The 17,012-nt window shown below is 51.4% G+C and carries 18 protein-coding genes and 2 tRNA genes; 15 read left to right on the forward strand and 5 right to left on the reverse strand.

The window, feature by feature from the left end; all coding sequences use genetic code 11:
• The first annotated feature begins 115 nt into the window (after window positions 1–115).
• The 9 genes from dnaA to AINA4_RS00045 all read left to right on the forward strand — a co-directional run bounded on the left by dnaA (window position 116) and on the right by AINA4_RS00045 (window position 10,013).
• Entirely contained in the window at window positions 116–1,516 is a 1,401-nt protein-coding gene (gene dnaA, locus AINA4_RS00005) for a chromosomal replication initiator protein DnaA (RefSeq protein ID WP_114129767.1), read from the forward strand.
• Window positions 1,517–1,860: 344 nt separating this feature from the next.
• The gene (dnaN, locus tag AINA4_RS00010; protein WP_281786894.1) at window positions 1,861–3,003 is read left to right on the forward strand and encodes a DNA polymerase III subunit beta; all 1,143 of its coding nucleotides are present in this window, start codon (window positions 1,861–1,863) and stop codon (window positions 3,001–3,003) included.
• Between the two features lie 19 nt (window positions 3,004–3,022).
• Complete coding sequence (recF, locus tag AINA4_RS00015; protein ID WP_281786896.1) at window positions 3,023–4,150, forward strand: DNA replication/repair protein RecF; 1,128 nt, start codon at window positions 3,023–3,025, stop codon at window positions 4,148–4,150.
• On the forward strand, window positions 4,150–4,692 hold the full coding sequence (locus AINA4_RS00020; RefSeq protein ID WP_281786898.1) for a DciA family protein: 543 nt from the start codon (window positions 4,150–4,152) through the stop codon (window positions 4,690–4,692). The genes recF and AINA4_RS00020 overlap by 1 nt, the downstream gene beginning before the upstream one ends.
• 123 nt (window positions 4,693–4,815) lie before the next feature.
• Window positions 4,816–6,789 carry a DNA topoisomerase (ATP-hydrolyzing) subunit B gene (gene gyrB / locus AINA4_RS00025; RefSeq protein WP_281786900.1) on the forward strand — a complete coding sequence of 658 codons (1,974 nt, stop codon included), beginning with the start codon at window positions 4,816–4,818 and terminating at the stop codon, window positions 6,787–6,789.
• Entirely contained in the window at window positions 6,779–9,331 is a 2,553-nt protein-coding gene (gyrA, locus tag AINA4_RS00030; protein WP_231951735.1) for a DNA gyrase subunit A, read from the forward strand. Before gyrB ends, gyrA begins: the two co-directional genes overlap by 11 nt.
• The gene (locus tag AINA4_RS00035; RefSeq protein WP_281786902.1) at window positions 9,324–9,761 is read left to right on the forward strand and encodes a DUF3566 domain-containing protein; all 438 of its coding nucleotides are present in this window, start codon (window positions 9,324–9,326) and stop codon (window positions 9,759–9,761) included. The genes gyrA and AINA4_RS00035 overlap by 8 nt, the downstream gene beginning before the upstream one ends.
• A gap of 61 nt (window positions 9,762–9,822) precedes the next feature.
• Window positions 9,823–9,896 (forward strand) — tRNA-Ile (locus tag AINA4_RS00040).
• Between the two features lie 44 nt (window positions 9,897–9,940).
• Window positions 9,941–10,013 (forward strand) — tRNA-Ala (locus AINA4_RS00045).
• Window positions 10,014–10,052: 39 nt separating this feature from the next.
• Here AINA4_RS00045 and AINA4_RS00050 read toward each other — a convergent pair.
• Complete coding sequence (locus AINA4_RS00050; RefSeq protein ID WP_281786904.1) at window positions 10,053–10,418, reverse strand: hypothetical protein; 366 nt, start codon at window positions 10,416–10,418, stop codon at window positions 10,053–10,055.
• Window positions 10,419–10,440: 22 nt separating this feature from the next.
• On the opposite strand from AINA4_RS00050, the gene AINA4_RS00055 reads away from it, so the two are divergent.
• A complete protein-coding gene (locus AINA4_RS00055) occupies window positions 10,441–10,707 on the forward strand; it encodes a YdeI/OmpD-associated family protein (protein WP_281786906.1) in 267 nt (88 codons plus the stop codon).
• A gap of 1 nt (window position 10,708) precedes the next feature.
• Here the strand turns inward: AINA4_RS00055 and AINA4_RS00060 are convergent, their stop codons facing one another.
• Window positions 10,709–11,341 (reverse strand): LON peptidase substrate-binding domain-containing protein, encoded by a 633-nt coding sequence (locus AINA4_RS00060; RefSeq protein WP_281786908.1) that lies wholly within the window; start codon window positions 11,339–11,341, stop codon window positions 10,709–10,711.
• Window positions 11,342–11,346: 5 nt separating this feature from the next.
• Complete coding sequence (locus AINA4_RS00065; protein ID WP_281786910.1) at window positions 11,347–11,829, reverse strand: hypothetical protein; 483 nt, start codon at window positions 11,827–11,829, stop codon at window positions 11,347–11,349.
• A 100-nt stretch (window positions 11,830–11,929) separates the two neighbouring features.
• Here AINA4_RS00065 and AINA4_RS00070 point away from each other — a divergent pair, with 100 nt between their 5' ends.
• Window positions 11,930–12,469, forward strand: a complete 540-nt coding sequence (locus AINA4_RS00070) for a peptidylprolyl isomerase (RefSeq protein ID WP_281786912.1) — start codon at window positions 11,930–11,932, stop codon at window positions 12,467–12,469.
• Window positions 12,470–12,610: 141 nt separating this feature from the next.
• Complete coding sequence (locus AINA4_RS00075; RefSeq protein WP_281786913.1) at window positions 12,611–13,357, forward strand: rhomboid family intramembrane serine protease; 747 nt, start codon at window positions 12,611–12,613, stop codon at window positions 13,355–13,357.
• 59 nt (window positions 13,358–13,416) lie between these two features.
• On the opposite strand, the gene AINA4_RS00080 is transcribed toward AINA4_RS00075, so the two are convergent.
• Window positions 13,417–13,662, reverse strand: a complete 246-nt coding sequence (locus AINA4_RS00080) for a cell division protein CrgA (RefSeq protein ID WP_096382882.1) — start codon at window positions 13,660–13,662, stop codon at window positions 13,417–13,419.
• A 70-nt stretch (window positions 13,663–13,732) separates the two neighbouring features.
• On the opposite strand from AINA4_RS00080, the gene AINA4_RS00085 reads away from it, so the two are divergent.
• The 3 genes from AINA4_RS00085 to AINA4_RS00095 are packed head-to-tail and all read left to right on the forward strand — an operon-like array spanning window position 13,733 to window position 15,251.
• The gene (locus tag AINA4_RS00085; RefSeq protein WP_281786915.1) at window positions 13,733–14,464 is read left to right on the forward strand and encodes a class E sortase; all 732 of its coding nucleotides are present in this window, start codon (window positions 13,733–13,735) and stop codon (window positions 14,462–14,464) included.
• On the forward strand, window positions 14,464–14,622 hold the full coding sequence (locus AINA4_RS00090) for a hypothetical protein (protein ID WP_281786917.1): 159 nt from the start codon (window positions 14,464–14,466) through the stop codon (window positions 14,620–14,622). Before AINA4_RS00085 ends, AINA4_RS00090 begins: the two co-directional genes overlap by 1 nt.
• On the forward strand, window positions 14,619–15,251 hold the full coding sequence (locus tag AINA4_RS00095) for a gamma-glutamyl-gamma-aminobutyrate hydrolase family protein (RefSeq protein ID WP_281786919.1): 633 nt from the start codon (window positions 14,619–14,621) through the stop codon (window positions 15,249–15,251). Before AINA4_RS00090 ends, AINA4_RS00095 begins: the two co-directional genes overlap by 4 nt.
• On the opposite strand, the gene pknB is transcribed toward AINA4_RS00095, so the two are convergent.
• Window positions 15,252–17,012 carry a Stk1 family PASTA domain-containing Ser/Thr kinase gene (pknB, locus tag AINA4_RS00100; RefSeq protein ID WP_281786921.1) on the reverse strand — a complete coding sequence of 587 codons (1,761 nt, stop codon included), beginning with the start codon at window positions 17,010–17,012 and terminating at the stop codon, window positions 15,252–15,254.

The following is a 17,012-nucleotide window of genomic DNA, read 5'->3' on the forward strand; positions in this document are numbered from 1 at the left end:
AAGAGAGTTATCCCCAGCTTTTCACCCGTGAGGCTCTGGGTCCACGTGAAACACTCATACTTCGGTGGATAACTCGCATTGATTTTGAGAGAGGTTTTCCGTGGCTGACGACGGCATGCGCGATACGTGGAACTCCATCCTCGAAGCTCTTGCATCAGATCCCGGGGTAACTCCACCTCTGTACGGTTTTGCTTCCCTCATAGAACCAAAGGGAATTATGGCCGGAACCTTTTATCTAGAGGTTCCCAACGACTTCACCCGCAGCATGGTTGAACAACGCTTACGTGGACCTTTGCTTTCTGCGATTGGAAGCCTGGGTGAACTGAGCGAAATTTCGACCTTCGCCGTTGTTGTCAACCCAGATTTGGTTGCATTAGACGAGCCAGCTCCGGCTGTTGAAGTTGAAGAAGTCAAAGAGGATCGAAATCCGGTCACTGCGCCAACCATTATGGCGACGGAAAGTGAACTGGAATCACGACTTAACCCTCGTTATAACTTCGACAGTTTTGTTATTGGTGGTTCAAACCGTTTTGCTCATGCAGCAGCTGTTGCTGTTGCTGAAGCACCTGCAAAGGCTTATAACCCTTTATTTATCTATGGTGAATCTGGATTGGGTAAAACCCACTTGTTGCACGCCATTGGTCACTATGCGCAGAGTTTGTATCCCACCATTCGTGTACGTTATGTCAGTAGCGAAGAGTTCACCAACGATTTCATCAACTCCATTGCCAATAACCGTGGCGCTGCTTTTCAATCCCGTTACCGCAATATCGACATTTTGTTGATTGATGACATTCAATTCTTGCAAGGTAAAGCAGAAACTCAAGAAGCATTTTTCCACACCTTCAACACGTTGCATGATCACAACAAACAAGTTGTTATTACGAGCGATGTTCAGCCTAAACATCTCACTGGTTTCGAAGACCGCATGCGCACCCGTTTTGAATGGGGCCTGATTACAGATGTTCAAACACCTGACCTTGAAACGCGTATTGCCATTCTTCGTAAGAAAGCAGAACGCGAAAAGCTCAGTGTTCCAGACGACATCATGGAATTCATTGCTACCAAGGTAACCAGCAATATTCGTGAGCTTGAAGGAACACTCATTCGTGTAACCGCGTTTGCCAACCTCAACAAGCAGGCTGTAGATCTTCCTCTGGTACAAACCGTTCTCAAAGACCTCATCACTCTTGACGAAGATGACATCATTGCGCCGATTGACATCATCAACAACACGGCAGATTACTTCCGCCTCGGTATTGACGAACTAACTGGCACTTCTCGAGCCCAAGCAATTGCTACTGCCCGACAAATTGCTATGTACTTATGTCGTGAAATGACAAACCTTTCTTTGCCAAAGATTGGTCAGCTTTTTGGTGGCCGCGATCACACAACAGTGATGCACGCGTGTAAAAAGATTGCTGAATTAATGAAAGAACGTCGTTCGATTTACAACCAGGTCACCGAGCTCACTACACGTATCAAGCAACGAAACTCGTATTCACGAAACAACTAGGGTTTTCCCCCTGTGGATAACCCTGTGAATATGTGGGGAAATCGCCGGACGGGCCTGTGTATGAAAAATTTATTCTTGTGAATAAGAAAGTTCTTTACCTCTTCTAGATAAGACTCCTTGTGGGAAATACTCACACACCAAACACAACTTACGCTGATGTAGTTTCTAGTAGATATATGGAATTTGTTGAGTTATACACAATATCCACAGGCGTTAAGAAGATTAAAGAGTTATTTAAATGTTCATTGAGGTTCAATAACCTTTATGGGCCGGGCTTATTTCACCTACAAAAACCGCGATAGCATGAAAGACCCGGGTTTGGATTGAAGGAAAGGCGCCTCACGGTGAAGTTTCAAGTAAACAGAGATGTGCTCAGTGAAGCAGTTTCTTTTGCCGTCAAAATGCTCCCAGCGCGCACAACTTTGCCGATTCTCTCGGGAGTGCTTATTGAAGCGACCTCTGAGGGTCTCGTTTTCTCTTCTTTCGATTACGAAGTTTCAACCCAAACCAAAGTAGCTGCAACAGTTGAAACACCAGGACGCGTTTTGGTTTCAGGGCGTTTGTTAGCAGAAATTGCTAACCGTCTACCCAATGCTCCAGTTACTTTTGAAAGCGTTGAGTCGCGTATTCAAGTGAGCTGCGGATCAGCAAACTTCACTCTTCTTTCTATGCCTGTAGAGGAATACCCCACCATTCCCCAGGTTGAGGGAGAAACAGGTGTCCTTCCGGCGGAAGAATTCTCTTCTGCTGTCGCACAGGTTGCTGTAGCTGCATCACGTGATGATGTCACTCCAGTGATTACCGGTGTACAGCTAGAAATCACCGGAAATTCCTTGAGTTTGGTTGCTACAGACCGTTACCGCGTCGCAATCCGGGACATTCCTTGGGAATCCACGGGAACAGTTTCTGAACTTACTGCTCTAGTCCCTGCTCGTACCATGCAAGAAATCGGTAAAACCTTTGGTCACAGCGGAAATATTTCCATTTCAATCACCAACAAAGATGATCGTGAATTGATTGCTTTCACAGCCGATAACAAGACTGTTACCTCGCTGCTGATTAAAGGAAACTTCCCGCCCGTGAAACGTTTGTTCCCCGAAAAGGTTGAAAACTACGCAGTAGTAAACACTGCAGATCTCATTGAAGCAACCCGCCGCGTCAAATTGGTTGTTGAGCGTGAAGCTGCGTTGCGATTTACTTTTGCAAACAACTCATTGACACTAGAAGCCATTGGTGGAGAACAAGCTCAGGCTTCTGAAACTATCGATGCTGTTATTTCAGGGCCAGAAGTTGTTGTTTCACTTAAGCCAGACTTCCTCCTTGATGGATTGGGTGCTGTTCACTCAGAATTTACGCGCATTGGCTTCACCTCTGTTGAGAACCCTGCAAAGCCTGGTCCTGTGTTGATTACAAGCCAAACTTCTAAAGACACTCCTTCCGAAGACGCATACCGCTACTTACTGCAGCCAAACCTGCTTCTTCGCTAAGGCTCAAGGATCCTGAGCGATGCACGTAAGCTCACTCAGTCTTCGAGACTTTAGAAATTACGCCACTGCAGATATTGAACCATCGGTTGGTTCTGTTGTCCTTGTCGGATCTAACGGCCAAGGCAAAACAAATATCGTCGAAGCGATCAATTTTTTAGCAACCCTGGGTTCTCACCGAACAAGTATCGATTCTGCGCTGATTCGCCAAGGATCAGATGCCGCCATCGTGCGAGTAAACCTCGCACACGATGGCCGCACGATCCTTCTCGAAGCTCAATTGAATCGAAATGGCGCAAATAAAGCCCAGGTGAACAGGGCAAATGCTAAATTGCGTGATTTTCCGCGATACATTTCCACGGTCATTTTTGCTCCGGAAGATTTGATGTTAATTCGTGGCGAACCATCCGGGCGCCGCAAGTTCATGGATGACTTGATTATTCAGCGAACGCCGCGATCAGCTGGTGTTGTTTCCGACTACGACCGAGTACTCAAACAGCGCAATACCTTACTGAAAACAGCCAAGGTCAAAGATGTTGAGGCTGGAAACTTAGGAACTCTCGATATTTGGGATGAACGACTGGTTTCTCTAGGAACTGAAATCATGAGCGAGCGTCGCCGGCTACTTGCTGATCTTTCATCACCACTGACCGAGGCTTATCACGCTATTGCCGGCGCAGAGCATGAGGTTTCACTGGAAATTAAGCCCTCCATTACAGGAGCAGACAGCGCAGAAGAGTATTTCGCTGCGTTTACCAAGAGTCTGGAAACCGGCCGCATTCAAGAAATTGAACGTGGAATAACCCTGGTTGGTCCACACCGTGATGATGTGGAATTCACCCTCAACGGATTACCGGCAAAAGGCTATGCCAGTCATGGAGAAACCTGGTCTTATGCACTCTCCTTGAAACTAGCCGCAGCGCGGCTGCTTCGCAGTGAATCAGTATTGGGCGACCCCATCTTGATCTTGGATGATGTCTTTGCCGAGCTTGATTCAGCACGACGCCAACGTCTAGCCGAAGCAGTTGCCGATTTTGAACAAACATTTATCACCGCTGCCGTCGCAGAAGACGTACCAGAAGCTTTGATGACACAGGTGTTTCACGTGCAACGGGGAACAATTCAAGCCCACACAGGTGATCTCGCATAATGAGCTCTGAAGCCAACGGGCCTGGCGCCGCTGACGCGGCGGGGCCCGAAGAGACAGAATCCATGGCGCTGTATGCCCGGCTGAAGTCCCAAGCAACCGGCACTCCCCGGGCACAGCTTTCCCGGGATGCCAAGGCTAGACGTCGAAATGCGCAAGAGCATGCCAGCGAAATGCCCTTTTCTCCCGGGCGAGACCCCAAAGGACTCGATGACGTCCTGGCAAACCTCACACAAGAACTGGGATGGAAGGCGCCATTAGCCCAATCTGATGTGCTGACAGATTGGCCAGAGATCGTTGGCCCGGATATCGCTGCTCGCACTAAAGTTTTGGGAATTACGGACTCCACACTGTCTGTTTTATGCGAGTCAACAGCCTGGGCTACACAACTGAGATTAATGAGTTCTGAAGTGCTCACGAAGGTAATTAATTCCCACCCCGAATCAGGCATCACCGCTATCCGCTTTCAAGGACCCAACGCCCCAAGCTGGAAACGTGGCCCCAAATCAATTCCAGGGCGTGGTCCTCGCGATACTTACGGCTAAGAATAGGTTTCTGGTCAAGCGCTAAATAAAAACGCGCCAGAGCCCGTTTCTCCCGTTTTTCTCAGCTCGAAAAAGATAGAATTAGAGCTGTCACGAAACGTGCAAAAGGGAGTTACGCAACGAATGTCTGAAGAATCTGAAAAGCCAGCACCAGATGGCGAATATGGCGCCAGTAACATTCAGGTTCTTGAAGGACTCGAAGCAGTTCGTAAACGTCCCGGTATGTACATCGGTTCAACCGGACCCCGAGGCTTACATCACCTGGTCTATGAGATCGTAGACAACTCTGTCGACGAGGCGCTCGCAGGATACTGCGATGACATCAAAGTCTTCATGCGCAAAGACGGCAGCATCCGCGTTATTGACAACGGTCGTGGAATTCCGGTGGATACCCACCCCACCGAAGGTAAGTCCACGGTAGAAGTTGTTCTGACAGTTCTGCACGCCGGTGGAAAGTTCGGCGGCGGCGGATACGCCGTATCCGGTGGTCTCCACGGTGTGGGTAGTTCCGTTGTTAACGCGCTGTCATCTCACCTCGAAGTTGAAGTCAAACGTCAAGGCTTCTCCTACACCCAGAGCTACAACATAGGTGTTCCCGAGGCACCCCTCGCCAAGCAGGGACCAACCGATGAGACCGGAACCACCATCACCTTCTGGCCAAGCGCCGACATATTTGAAACCGTCGAGTTTGATTACGAAACCCTGCGTGCTCGATTCCAGCAGATGGCCTTCCTCAACAAGGGCCTGCGGATCACGCTGATTGATGAAAATCAAGAAGATGGTGAAGGCAACCCACTGACCGTTTCCTACATGTTTGAAAACGGGTTGATGGATTACGTCCAGTACTTGAACACCATCAAGAAGAATGACATCGTTCACGACGAGATCATTTACTTCGAATCCGAAGATGCCGAGAAGAAGATTTCTTGTGAAATCGCCATGCAGTGGACCACTGCTTACAGCGAGAGTGTTCACACCTACGCCAACACCATCAACACACACGAGGGTGGAACACACGAAGAAGGTTTCCGTGCAGCAATGACCACACTGGTCAACAAATATGCACGTGAAAAAGGCATCCTCAAAGAAAAGGATGAAAACCTTTCGGGTGACGATGTCCGTGAAGGATTGACGGCCGTTGTCTCGATCAAGCTCGGAGAACCACAGTTCGAAGGTCAGACAAAGACCAAGCTCGGTAACACCGAAGCGAAAGCATTTGTCCAGCGCATCACCGGTGACTTCCTCGGTGACTGGTTCGAACGCAACCCCAATCAGGCCAAAGAAATTATCCGCAAGGCACTGCAAGCAGCAACAGCACGTATGGCTGCACGCAAAGCCCGCGAAACAGCCAGGCGTAAGGGCTTGCTTGAGGGCGGCGGTATGCCCGGCAAGCTCAAGGACTGCGCGAGCAAAGACCCTTCGATTTCAGAAATCTTCATGGTGGAGGGTGACTCCGCAGGTGGTTCAGCCGTTCAAGGCCGCAACCCTGAAACTCAAGCCATCCTTCCTTTGCGAGGCAAGATCCTCAACGTTGAAAAGGCTCGTCTCGACAAGGCATTGGCGAACAACGAAGTCCAAGCCATGATCACGGCTTTTGGTGCAGGTATCGGTGAAGACTTCAACCCAGAAAAAGCCAGGTATCACAAGATCGTGCTCATGGCTGATGCCGACGTTGACGGTCAGCACATCACTACTTTGCTGCTAACTCTTCTCTTCCGTTACATGAAGCCACTGATTGAGCTCGGATATGTCTACCTTGCACAACCACCGCTGTATCGATTGAAGTGGTCGAACGCTGATCACGAGTATGTGTACTCGGATGAACAGAGAGACCGCCAACTTGAAGCTGGCCTTGCTGCCGGCAAGAAGATTCCCAAGGACAACGGAATCCAGCGCTACAAGGGTCTGGGTGAGATGGACTATCGCGAGTTGTGGGACACCACCATGAACCCCGAAACCCGCACGCTGCTTCAGGTCACTCTGGATGATGCGGTAGCTGCCGACGAAATTTTTTCAACCCTGATGGGTGAAGACGTGGAATCACGTCGAAACTTCATCCAGAAGAATGCAAAGGATGTGCGTTTCCTTGACATCTAACGACAACCTCGTCACCACTGACGAAAACGGAGAAAACCGCATCCAGCAGGTAGACCTGCAGCTGGAAATGCAGCGTTCGTACCTCGATTACGCCATGAGTGTGATCGTGGGCCGCGCACTTCCCGACGTTCGTGACGGGCTCAAGCCTGTTCACCGCCGTGTGATTTATGCGATGTACGACGGCGGCTACCGTCCCGACAAGGCATTCTCCAAGTGTGCCCGTGTTGTTGGTGACGTCATGGGTCAGTTCCACCCACACGGTGACTCAGCAATTTATGACGCACTCGTGCGTCTGGTTCAGCCGTGGTCACTGCGCTACCCACTGGCTCTTGGTCAGGGAAACTTCGGTTCTGCCGGCAACGACTCCGCTGCTGCTCCTCGTTACACCGAAACCAAGATGGCGCCGTTGGCGCTGGAAATGGTTCGGGACATCGACGAAGAAACCGTCGACTTCCAGGACAACTACGACGGCCGCACCCAAGAGCCTTCGATTCTTCCTTCCCGCTTCCCCAACCTGTTGGTTAACGGCTCGGTCGGTATTGCTGTGGGTATGGCCACCAACATTCCTCCCCACAACCTGCGCGAAGTAGCCGAGGGTGCACTGTGGGCTCTAGCTAACCCCGATGCAACCCGTGAAGAACTTCTAGAAGCGCTCATTGCTCGCATCAAGGGACCTGACTTCCCAACCGGAGCCCAGATTTTGGGCGTCAAGGGAATCCAGGACGCTTACCGCACAGGACGTGGATCCATCACGATGCGTGCCGTCGTGAACGTGGAAGAACTACAGGGCCGCACCTGTCTGGTCGTCACCGAACTTCCCTACCAGGTCAACCCCGACAACCTTGCCATCAAGATTGCTGAGCTTGTCAAAGACGGCAAGATCACCGGTATCGCAGATATCCGTGATGAGACCTCGGGTCGTACCGGTCAGCGCCTGGTTATCGTTCTTAAGCGTGATGCGGTAGCGAAGGTTGTTCTCAACAACCTCTACAAGCAGACACAGTTGCAGGAAAACTTTGGCGCGAACATGCTCGCCATCGTGGATGGCATTCCTCGTACCCTCTCTATCGATGGTTTCATCTCCAACTGGGTCGAGCACCAAATTGATGTCATTGTTCGTCGCACGCAGTTCCGACTGCGTAAGGCAGAAGAGCGCATGCACATCCTCAAGGGATACCTTGCAGCATTGGATGCTCTCGATGAAGTGATTGCACTGATTCGCAAGAGCCCCACAGTTGAAGATGCGCGTGATGGACTGATGTCCTTCCTCAAGATTGATGAGCTGCAAGCTCGCGCAATCTTGGAAATGCAGCTTCGTCGTCTGGCAGCCCTCGAACGCCAGAAGATCATTGATGAAGCCACTGAGCTCGAAGCACAAATCAAAGAATTCAACGCAATTCTGGCCAGCCCAGCCCGTCAGCGTGAAATTGTGTCTGAAGAACTCACCGACATTGTTGCCCGCTATGGCGATGACCGCCGTTCAGAAATCATGCCTGGTTTCGATGGCGACATGAATGTGGAAGACCTCATTCCTGAAGAGGAAATGGTCATCACCGTGACCCGTGGTGGTTACGTCAAGCGCACTCGCAGCGACAACTACCGTAGTCAGCACCGCGGCGGTCGAGGTGTGAAGGGCGCGCAGCTTCGCGCAGATGACGTCGTAGAGCACTTCTTCGTGACCACAACCCACCACTGGTTGTTGTTCTTCACCAACACCGGACGCGTATACCGCGCCAAGGCTTACGAAGTTCAAGAAGCAGGCCGCGACGCTAAGGGTCAGCACATTGCTAACTTGCTTGCACTGGGACCAGATGAGCAAGTCACTCAGATTCTGGACATTCGCGACTACCAAGCAGCTAAGTATTTAGCCTTGGCAACGCGCGATGGTTTGATCAAGAAGACGGCGCTGACCGAATACGACACCAACCGCACCGGTGGAATCATTGCTATCAAGCTGCGCGAAGGAGACGAACTTGTCTCGGCACTCCTACTTGAAGAAGACTCCGATGTTCTACTCGTCTCGCGCAAGGGTATGAGCATCCGCTTCACCGCAACCGATGAGGCACTGCGCCCCATGGGACGCTCAACCTCGGGTGTGACCGGCATGAAGTTCCGCGGCGGAGACAGCCTGTTGTCTGCATCGTTGGTATCTGACTCCGGATTCGTTTTTGTGGTGACCGAAGGTGGCTACGCCAAGCGAACTGACGCAGACCAATACCGCACACAAAACCGTGGTGGTCTAGGAATCAAGGTTGCCAAGCTCAGCGAAGACCGCGGAGACTTGGTCGGATCACTCATTGTGGGTGAAGATGATGAGGTTCTTGTCGTTCTTGAATCGGGCAAGGTTGTTCGTTCCGCAGTGAACGAAGTTCCTGCCAAGGGCCGTGACACCATGGGTGTTGTATTTGCCCGATTTGAAGAAGGCGACAAGATTCTTGCCGTCGCACGCAATTCAGAGCGTAATCTTGATTCTGCGGAAGAGCAGAACGAAGAAGAAGTAACCAGCGGAGACGCTGTAGTGGAAGAGGCACCAAATGAGTAGCTCCATGGCAGACAAGCTCAAGAGCAAACTCCCCCAAAAGGGAGAAAAGGCACCGAAAGGCCCTGAGGCTAAGCAGGTTCGACTCAAGCTTGTTTATGTTGATTTCATGTCAGCGCTCAAGCTGTCTTTCCTTCTCGGAGTGGCTCAGTTCATTGTTGTCGTCATCGGCACCTTCCTGATTTACCTCGTCTTTGTTCAGACCGGCATCTTCGAAACCGCCAACAGTGTTGCTGGTGAAGTCCTCGGTAGTGGCAGTGGTTTTGATCTGAACTCTGTCGCATCCATTGGTAGGACCGTCGGTGCAGCAGCAGCTGTTGGCCTGGTAAACCTGATTGTCATTACTGTTCTGGGTGCTATCTGCGCTGTTCTCTACAACGCAGCTGCAAAGATCACTGGCGGTCTTTCCGTCGGATTCACCAACCAGCAGTAAACAAACCCAGGCTCGATTTAGAGATTTGCCGAGATTCCGGTAGTCTCGAATCTGCCTAAGCGGGGCTATAGCTCAGGTGGTTAGAGCGCTTCACTGATAATGAAGAGGTCCCAGGTTCAAGTCCTGGTAGCCCCACGCAATTGCACTTTATAAATTGATGTAAAGTAGTAAAAGCAATCGGGGCCTTAGCTCAATTGGTAGAGCGCCTGCTTTGCAAGCAGGAGGTCAGGAGTTCGATTCTCCTAGGCTCCACAGCAAAAAACACCCGCCAGAAATGGCGGGTGTTTTGTTTTACTTCTTGGGCCTCAAGGATCTGTAATCCCAGATAATCTCAGTGCTCAGGCGTAAATATCTCCGGAGATCATCCACGTTTATAGAAGTGACATCCGTGTAGGTGATGCCAGCAGCTCGGTGCTTACCTATCCCTAGAAGGCCAGGTTCTGAGAAGTCTTTCCCACTCCAGAACAACACCTTTACGCCCAGCTTGTGGTCTTGGTATCCCACTACAGGAATGTCATCGAGGAACCACACTGGAGCACCATGCCACACCTTGTATGTCGCGGTGGGGAGTGCTTGAAGGAATTCCTGGAACAGGAAATCAATGACTGGTTTATTCTCTCCGGTCACTGCCTCGTTGTATTTCACCACGTCACTCATGTGTTCAGACTACGCTGACCACATGAGTTCTCGAGAGGTTCGCGATAAGAAAGGCAACCTACGCCGCAAGCTTGTTGAGATGCCTGCAGATGTGAAGCAGGCATTGGAACACCGCGGACTTCGCGCCGACTACGACCACCGGCCTGCCTATCAACGCAACGATTACCTTGCCTGGATTACTCGAGCAGTTCGCCCCGAGATTCGACAAAAGAGATTGAATCAAATGCTGGAAGAATTAGAAAAGGGTGGCGTCTATATGAGAATGGATCACCCAGCCTCAAAGAAGTAGATCAATCTTGAGGAGATTGACCCGCATCGAGTGCGTCCAGATACCTATTCCCGCCAGCGCAGATCGCGAGCGCATTCTCGATGAGTGTCTCAACATCTTCTGATTCCAAAAGGGTGTGAAGTTCCGGACCAGGAACGGGTAGCATCCCTGAGAGCTGCCAAATGGAAGCGATAGGTTCATCAGAGACTTCAGTATCAGCATCCCAGAGCATCTCACCATACTTACTCGCACGAGTGAGCAGGTTACGAACTTCTAATTCAAGACTCATGCGCTGTGAATCAAACTTATAATCCCAGACCAGCTCAGGAAGATACTCCACCTCTGCTCGTGGATAAGGATCTGGTTCTAACCACTTCGTAATGACGAAGCGCTTGGTACCTGTGGCGGTGATGCCCAGGTTCTCATCAGTCATGCCAAAGTCTTCTACTTTGGCAACCGTGCCAATAGTGAGGCGCTCGGGTTGTTGGCCTGCCGCAACACGTTGTGGATACAGGGGAACACCAAAGACCGGGTTATCGGAACCAACGAGGTCCCCCATGAGTTTGAGGTAACGGGGCTCAAATACTCGTAATGCCAAAGGCATGTAGGGCATCAAGACTGACCCCACAGGGAATTGGGGCAGAATCAACGCCATGAGGACTATTCGTCTTCAGAGACCCAGAGTTCGTCATCTGCGCGGAAGGTCTGCCAGACAACGTAACCAACACCAAGAAGCGTAGCTACACCTATGCCAATTGCGATGTACTTTCCAGCGCTCGCGGAGGAGGTAGCAGGTGCAGCCTGAGATACGGCTTTCTTGCCAGCAGCAAGTTTTGCAACCTGCTTGGTCAGTTCTCCGGCACGCTTGTCGCGTGCAGCATCGATGACAGAGAGGGTGCTTCCTATTGCGGCAGCAATAGAGGGAAGAACATCGTCCACGATCTTGTCGCGTGTTGTCGTGGCAGCAGTGCGGGTGCCGCGAACAACGCGCGGCACTACTTCTTCACTTGTGACGCGACCGAGTTCACGACTGGCCTGTCGAACGACACTTCCTGCGTGTGCGAGAACCTGCTGCTGTTCGTGCAACAGTGCTTCAGCTTGCGCTTTGAGTGCTTCTGCTTCTGTCATCTTTTTGCGTGCCATATTCCCATCTTGCCACTGTTGTCTGGGAAAGACACCAGAGCGGTTCCTCGTTCAGCGAACGCGCAGAGAATTGACAGCGTCTGTGTGGAAAGATTGAGGCATGTCAAAACACACTGCAGTTGCCACGATGAACACTTCTCTTGGCCCTATCAAGATCAACCTCTATGGAAACCACGCCCCAAAGGCCGTGAAGAACTTTGTTGGTTTGGCCACTGGAGACATCGAGTGGATCGACCCCAAGACCGGTGCAAAGCGCAATGACCCTCTCTACAACGGCGTCATCTTCCACCGCATCATTCCAGACTTCATGATTCAAGGCGGTGACCCTCTGGGCACCGGTACTGGTGGTCCTGGTTACCAGTTTGATGACGAGATTCACCCTGAACTCGACTTCACTCAGCCTTACATTCTTGCCATGGCTAATGCAGGTACCTACGGAGGTAAGGGAACCAACGGTTCTCAGTTCTTCATCACTACTGCACCCACCACCTGGTTGCAGGGCAAGCACACCATCTTTGGTGAGGTTGCAGATGACGCAAGCCGTGCAATTGTTGACCAGCTGGGTAATGTCTCGACTGATGGCCGTGACCGCCCACTCGATGACGTCGTGATCGAGTCGATCACCGTCGAACAGGTCTAACTTTTCGTGACCAACGAAGCAGGTTGGGGGGCTACCGAGGAGGTAGCCCCTTCCTGTTATCGCCATCCAGACGCAGCAACCTTTGTCCGGTGCCAGCGTTGTGATCGGTCAGTGTGTTACCAGTGCCAAACTCCGGCACCGGTGGGTGTTATCTGCCCGGAATGTCTAGGCCAAGCTCAAGCACGTGCACCCCGAGTAGGACGACAGGCTCTCGGTGGCAAAGCTAACCAAACTCCCGTGGTGACCTATTCCCTCATCGGGATCACGTTCTTCTTTTATGTCCTGCAATTGTTGCCTGGAATAGATGCCACTAGCTTTTTGGCATATGCCCCGTTGTACAGCTACGGCGAATACAATGCCATCGGTGCTCCGTATGAGCCGTGGCGCATGATTACCTCTGTTTTTGCGCATTCAACGGGCTTTATTTTCCACATCCTGTTGAACATGTACACCCTGTGGGTTTTTGGCCAAATGTTGGAGCGTTTGCTCGGCCGCGGTCGTTTTCTTACCCTCTATCTTGCGTCCGGATTAGCCGGATCGTTGGGCGTCATGTTCTGGGCTCCTCACAACACCTTTGTTGTGGGCGCATCCGGCGCCATATTTGGTTTGCTCGGAGCTTTCTTGGTTATTCAACGCAAGCTTGGCGGCGAAACAACCCAGCTATTAGTGCTTGTGGGAATTAACTTGGTCATTGGCTTCCTGCCAGGAATGAGCATCTCGTGGCAAGCACACTTGGGCGGTTTGCTCGGCGGCGCACTGCTGGGCTTGATCTTTGTACAGACCAGGAAGCCCTCACAACAGAAGCTTCAACTTGCTCTGATTAGTCTGACGGTGGCCGTTTTTGTCGGACTTGCCCTCTCACACGCCCCAATGTTTGTGGCGGGTTAACAAGCACAGTTATCCACATGCTTATCCACATGGGGAGAATTACACGCGTGTAATTAGAGTTATCGCCACCTTGTGGTCATCAAGAAACCGATGAAGGCGATGCCAAAACCGACCAAGATGTTCCAGGAACCAAGTGCCATGATGGGCAGAGTTCCCTGGCTGATGTAGAACACAATGATCCACACCAGGCCGATGAGCATGAAGCCAAACATCACTGGCTTGAACCAGACAGGATTCGGCGATTCATGAGCCGAGGTCTCGGGGTTGCGGGGAGCCTTTGTGCGCTTCTTTTTTTCTGCAGCCATAGTGTTCAGAAGTCTACCGAATTCAGCAACCCCACAGAAACACCCAGAGGACCCGGGTAAAGTTGGAAGAGTGTTTAAGCCAGCAACCCTCTCTAGAGTCATGGGCATCGTTGGCGAACTCCTGATCACCTTTGGTGTGATTGTTCTGCTTTTTCTGGCTTGGCAACTCTGGATCAATAACGCTGTTGTGGCAAATCAGCAGCAAGCTGCGTCCCAAGAACTCAGCAAAGAGTGGGCAACAGATAAAGATAAATCTGCGTCTGCACCGGCAAATGAAGACTTCGGCCCGGCACCGGCCTTTGGCGGTGTGGCCGAAGGGGCCAAGTTTGCCACGTTGTACATTCCCCGGTTAGGACCAGACTCTACTCGTGTTGTTGCTAATGGAATCGACCTCAGCACCATTTTGGACAAGGGTTACTATGGCCACTATCCAGATACCCAGTGGCCGGGTCAACCAGGCAACTTTGCGGTAGCTGTGCACCGCACCGGTAATGGAAGCCCATTTGCTGATGCTCCACAGCTTCAGCCAGGGGACAAGATTTATGTTGAAACACAGGACGGTTTCTACACGTACGCCGTGCGCAACTATGAATACGTGCTGCCCACCAGTGTCGACGTGTTGCTTCCTGTGCCCGGCTCTAACAATCCTGCCAACGGACAAAACATCATCACGATCACAACCTGTAATCCTCTACTTGGGGATGCTGAACGCATGATTGTGTATGGCGTGCTGGAATCATGGCGACCACAATCGGCCGGCCCACCACCAGCTATGGTGAAAAGTCAGAGCGGAGTGAGCTGATGTACGCAGCACTGTGGAGAATCTTGCCGGGAAGCCTGTGGGTAAAGATTGCTATTCTGGCGGCAGCAGCAATTGTGGTCATCACAATTCTGATGATGTTTGTTTTCCCTGCCGTGAATACGGCAATTTCAGTGCGAGAGGTGACGGTAACGCAATGACCAGCATTCTCGTTATTGATAACTACGACAGTTTTGTTTACACCCTCAACGGCTACCTCCAAGAACTTGGTGCTGAAACCGTCGTGGTGCGCAACGACCAGATTCCTCTCGAAGAACTTGACGAGACCTTGGCACAGTACGACGGAATTCTTGTTTCACCGGGACCTGGTAAGCCTTCGGATGCGGGAGTTTCCATCGCAGCGGTGCAGAGTGCACACAAACAAGGCATTCCGCTTCTGGGTGTGTGCCTAGGACACCAGGCCATCGGAGAAGCTTTCGGAGCGACAGTGACCAATGCTGAAGAGCTCATGCACGGAAAAACATCACTCATTACTCACGACGCTGGTCAGTTCTATCAGAATGTTCCTCAGCCCTTTACAGCAACGAGATATCACTCGCTAGCTGTGGTCAACGACACTGTTCCAGCGGAACTGTCGGTGACAAGTCAGACTGCAGGCGGCGTGATCATGGGCTTGCAACACGTTTCTGCACCGATCTTTGGTGTGCAATTCCACCCCGAATCCGTGCTCACCGAAGGTGGCTACACCATGCTCGGTAACTGGCTTGAGATTTGCGGGCTCAAGGGTGCTGCACAACTGGCTCTGACAAAGAGCCCATTGATTAGCTAATTAGCCAGCGCAGTAGCTGAGAGTAATTGGAACACCCTGGTTCGACAGTCCCGGAGGAACGGACTGTGAACGAACAGTAGGTTCTGCAGCTTTCGTGCAGCTCATGTCTGCTTGAACAACTGGGAAGAGGTTGAGATCCCCGAGTATGTTACTTGCTTCTGCCACACTCTTTCCACGAACATCAGGAATGTCAATCTTTCCGTTGGAGACGGAGATGTTGACCGTGGCACCTTGGAAACGTTGTGTTCCGAAAACGGGGTCAGTTGCAATTACTGCACCTGCAGCAACTGTGGGGTTTGTTGATTCGGTGACAAGGCCGACCTTAAAGCCAGCGTCTGTGATTGTCGTTTTCGCTTCTTCCAGAGGAAGACCCGACACATCAGGAATAGAAACTTTGGTTTTTCCTGTCGAAACGAAAACTTGAACTAACGCCCCAGGTTCAACAACTGTTTCTTTTCCAGGTTCGGTGCGGATGACCCTGCCGGTTTTGACCAAGCCACTACTTTCTTCCACCTTCGTGGGATAGAGACCAAGGTCCTTTAGTTCTTTTTCTGCAGCCTCATAGGTTTCACCCTTGAGTTCAGGAACCGTCAGCGTTGTTGTGGGGAAGAGATTGACCGGTTTGAGAGTTGCAACCCACAAGCCCATGCCCGCAATGGCACCGAATACCAAGGCAACAATTCCGACAATCGCAACTACTCGTTTAGGTTCTGGCCTGAATTCTTCAGGCTGAATCAGTGTTGGCGCAGTTTGTGGGTCGTCGCCAAACAAGAAAGCAAACTCCTCAGGCAATTCATTGCTTGACGTGTCTGTTTTTTCTAAAGCCGGTTCAGAGATGGGTCCTAGGAGTTCTTCAAGTGGTTCCGACTCTTTCACGGGTGGAAGCGCGGCTGCTACTACTTCAGTTTTTCCAGAAGCAGCGTCCTGAAGCGCGGTGCTAAATGCGCGGGTGGACTGGTAGCGATCCTTGGGAGATTTCGATAAAGCTCTGAGAACAACGGCGTCCAGCGCGGGGGTCACTTTCGCATTGAACGTGCTGGGGGCAACAGGCTGCGCGTGAATGTGTTGGTGAGCCACAGCAACGGCGGTGTCTCCCTCGAAGGGAACTTTACCGGTGAGCATTTCAAAAAGCACTACGCCAATGGCATAGATGTCGGTGCGAGCGTCGACCTTCTTGCCCTGAGCCTGCTCGGGGGAGAAATAGGCAGCAGTTCCCAACACAGAAGTTGTTTGGGCAAGGTCGTCGAATGCAGCAGCTGCAGCTCGAGCAATTCCAAAGTCAAGTACTTTCACGTTCCCCTGACGGGTAATCATGATGTTGTCGGGCTTGATATCACAGTGAACAATTCCAGCGCTGTGAGCAAACTCGACCGCACTCAGGATCTCTCCGGCAACACGAACTGCCTCGGGAACTTTCAGTGGCCCGCGGGCAACAAGCTTGGAAAGCTCGAGGCCCTCAACATATTCCATAACCATGTAGGCACGAATATGTTCGACACCGTCAACATCGGTGACGGTGTCCTCACCCGCATCGAGAACTTTGACAATGTTGGGATGAGTTAGCGAAGAAGCGGAGCGGGCTTCCTGCTGGAATCGTGAGAGAAACTTCTTGTTGTTAGCTAAGTCCTCATTGAGAACCTTAACAGCAACTTTTCTGCCCAAGACAGCATCCTGGGCGATATAGACCTCGGCCATACCACCGCTGCCAACAAGCTTGCCAAGCTCGTAACGCCCGGCGATTACCTGCTTATGTTCTGACAC

The organism is Aurantimicrobium sp. INA4, from assembly GCF_027924525.1.
In the GTDB taxonomy this organism is placed as follows: domain Bacteria; phylum Actinomycetota; class Actinomycetes; order Actinomycetales; family Microbacteriaceae; genus Aurantimicrobium.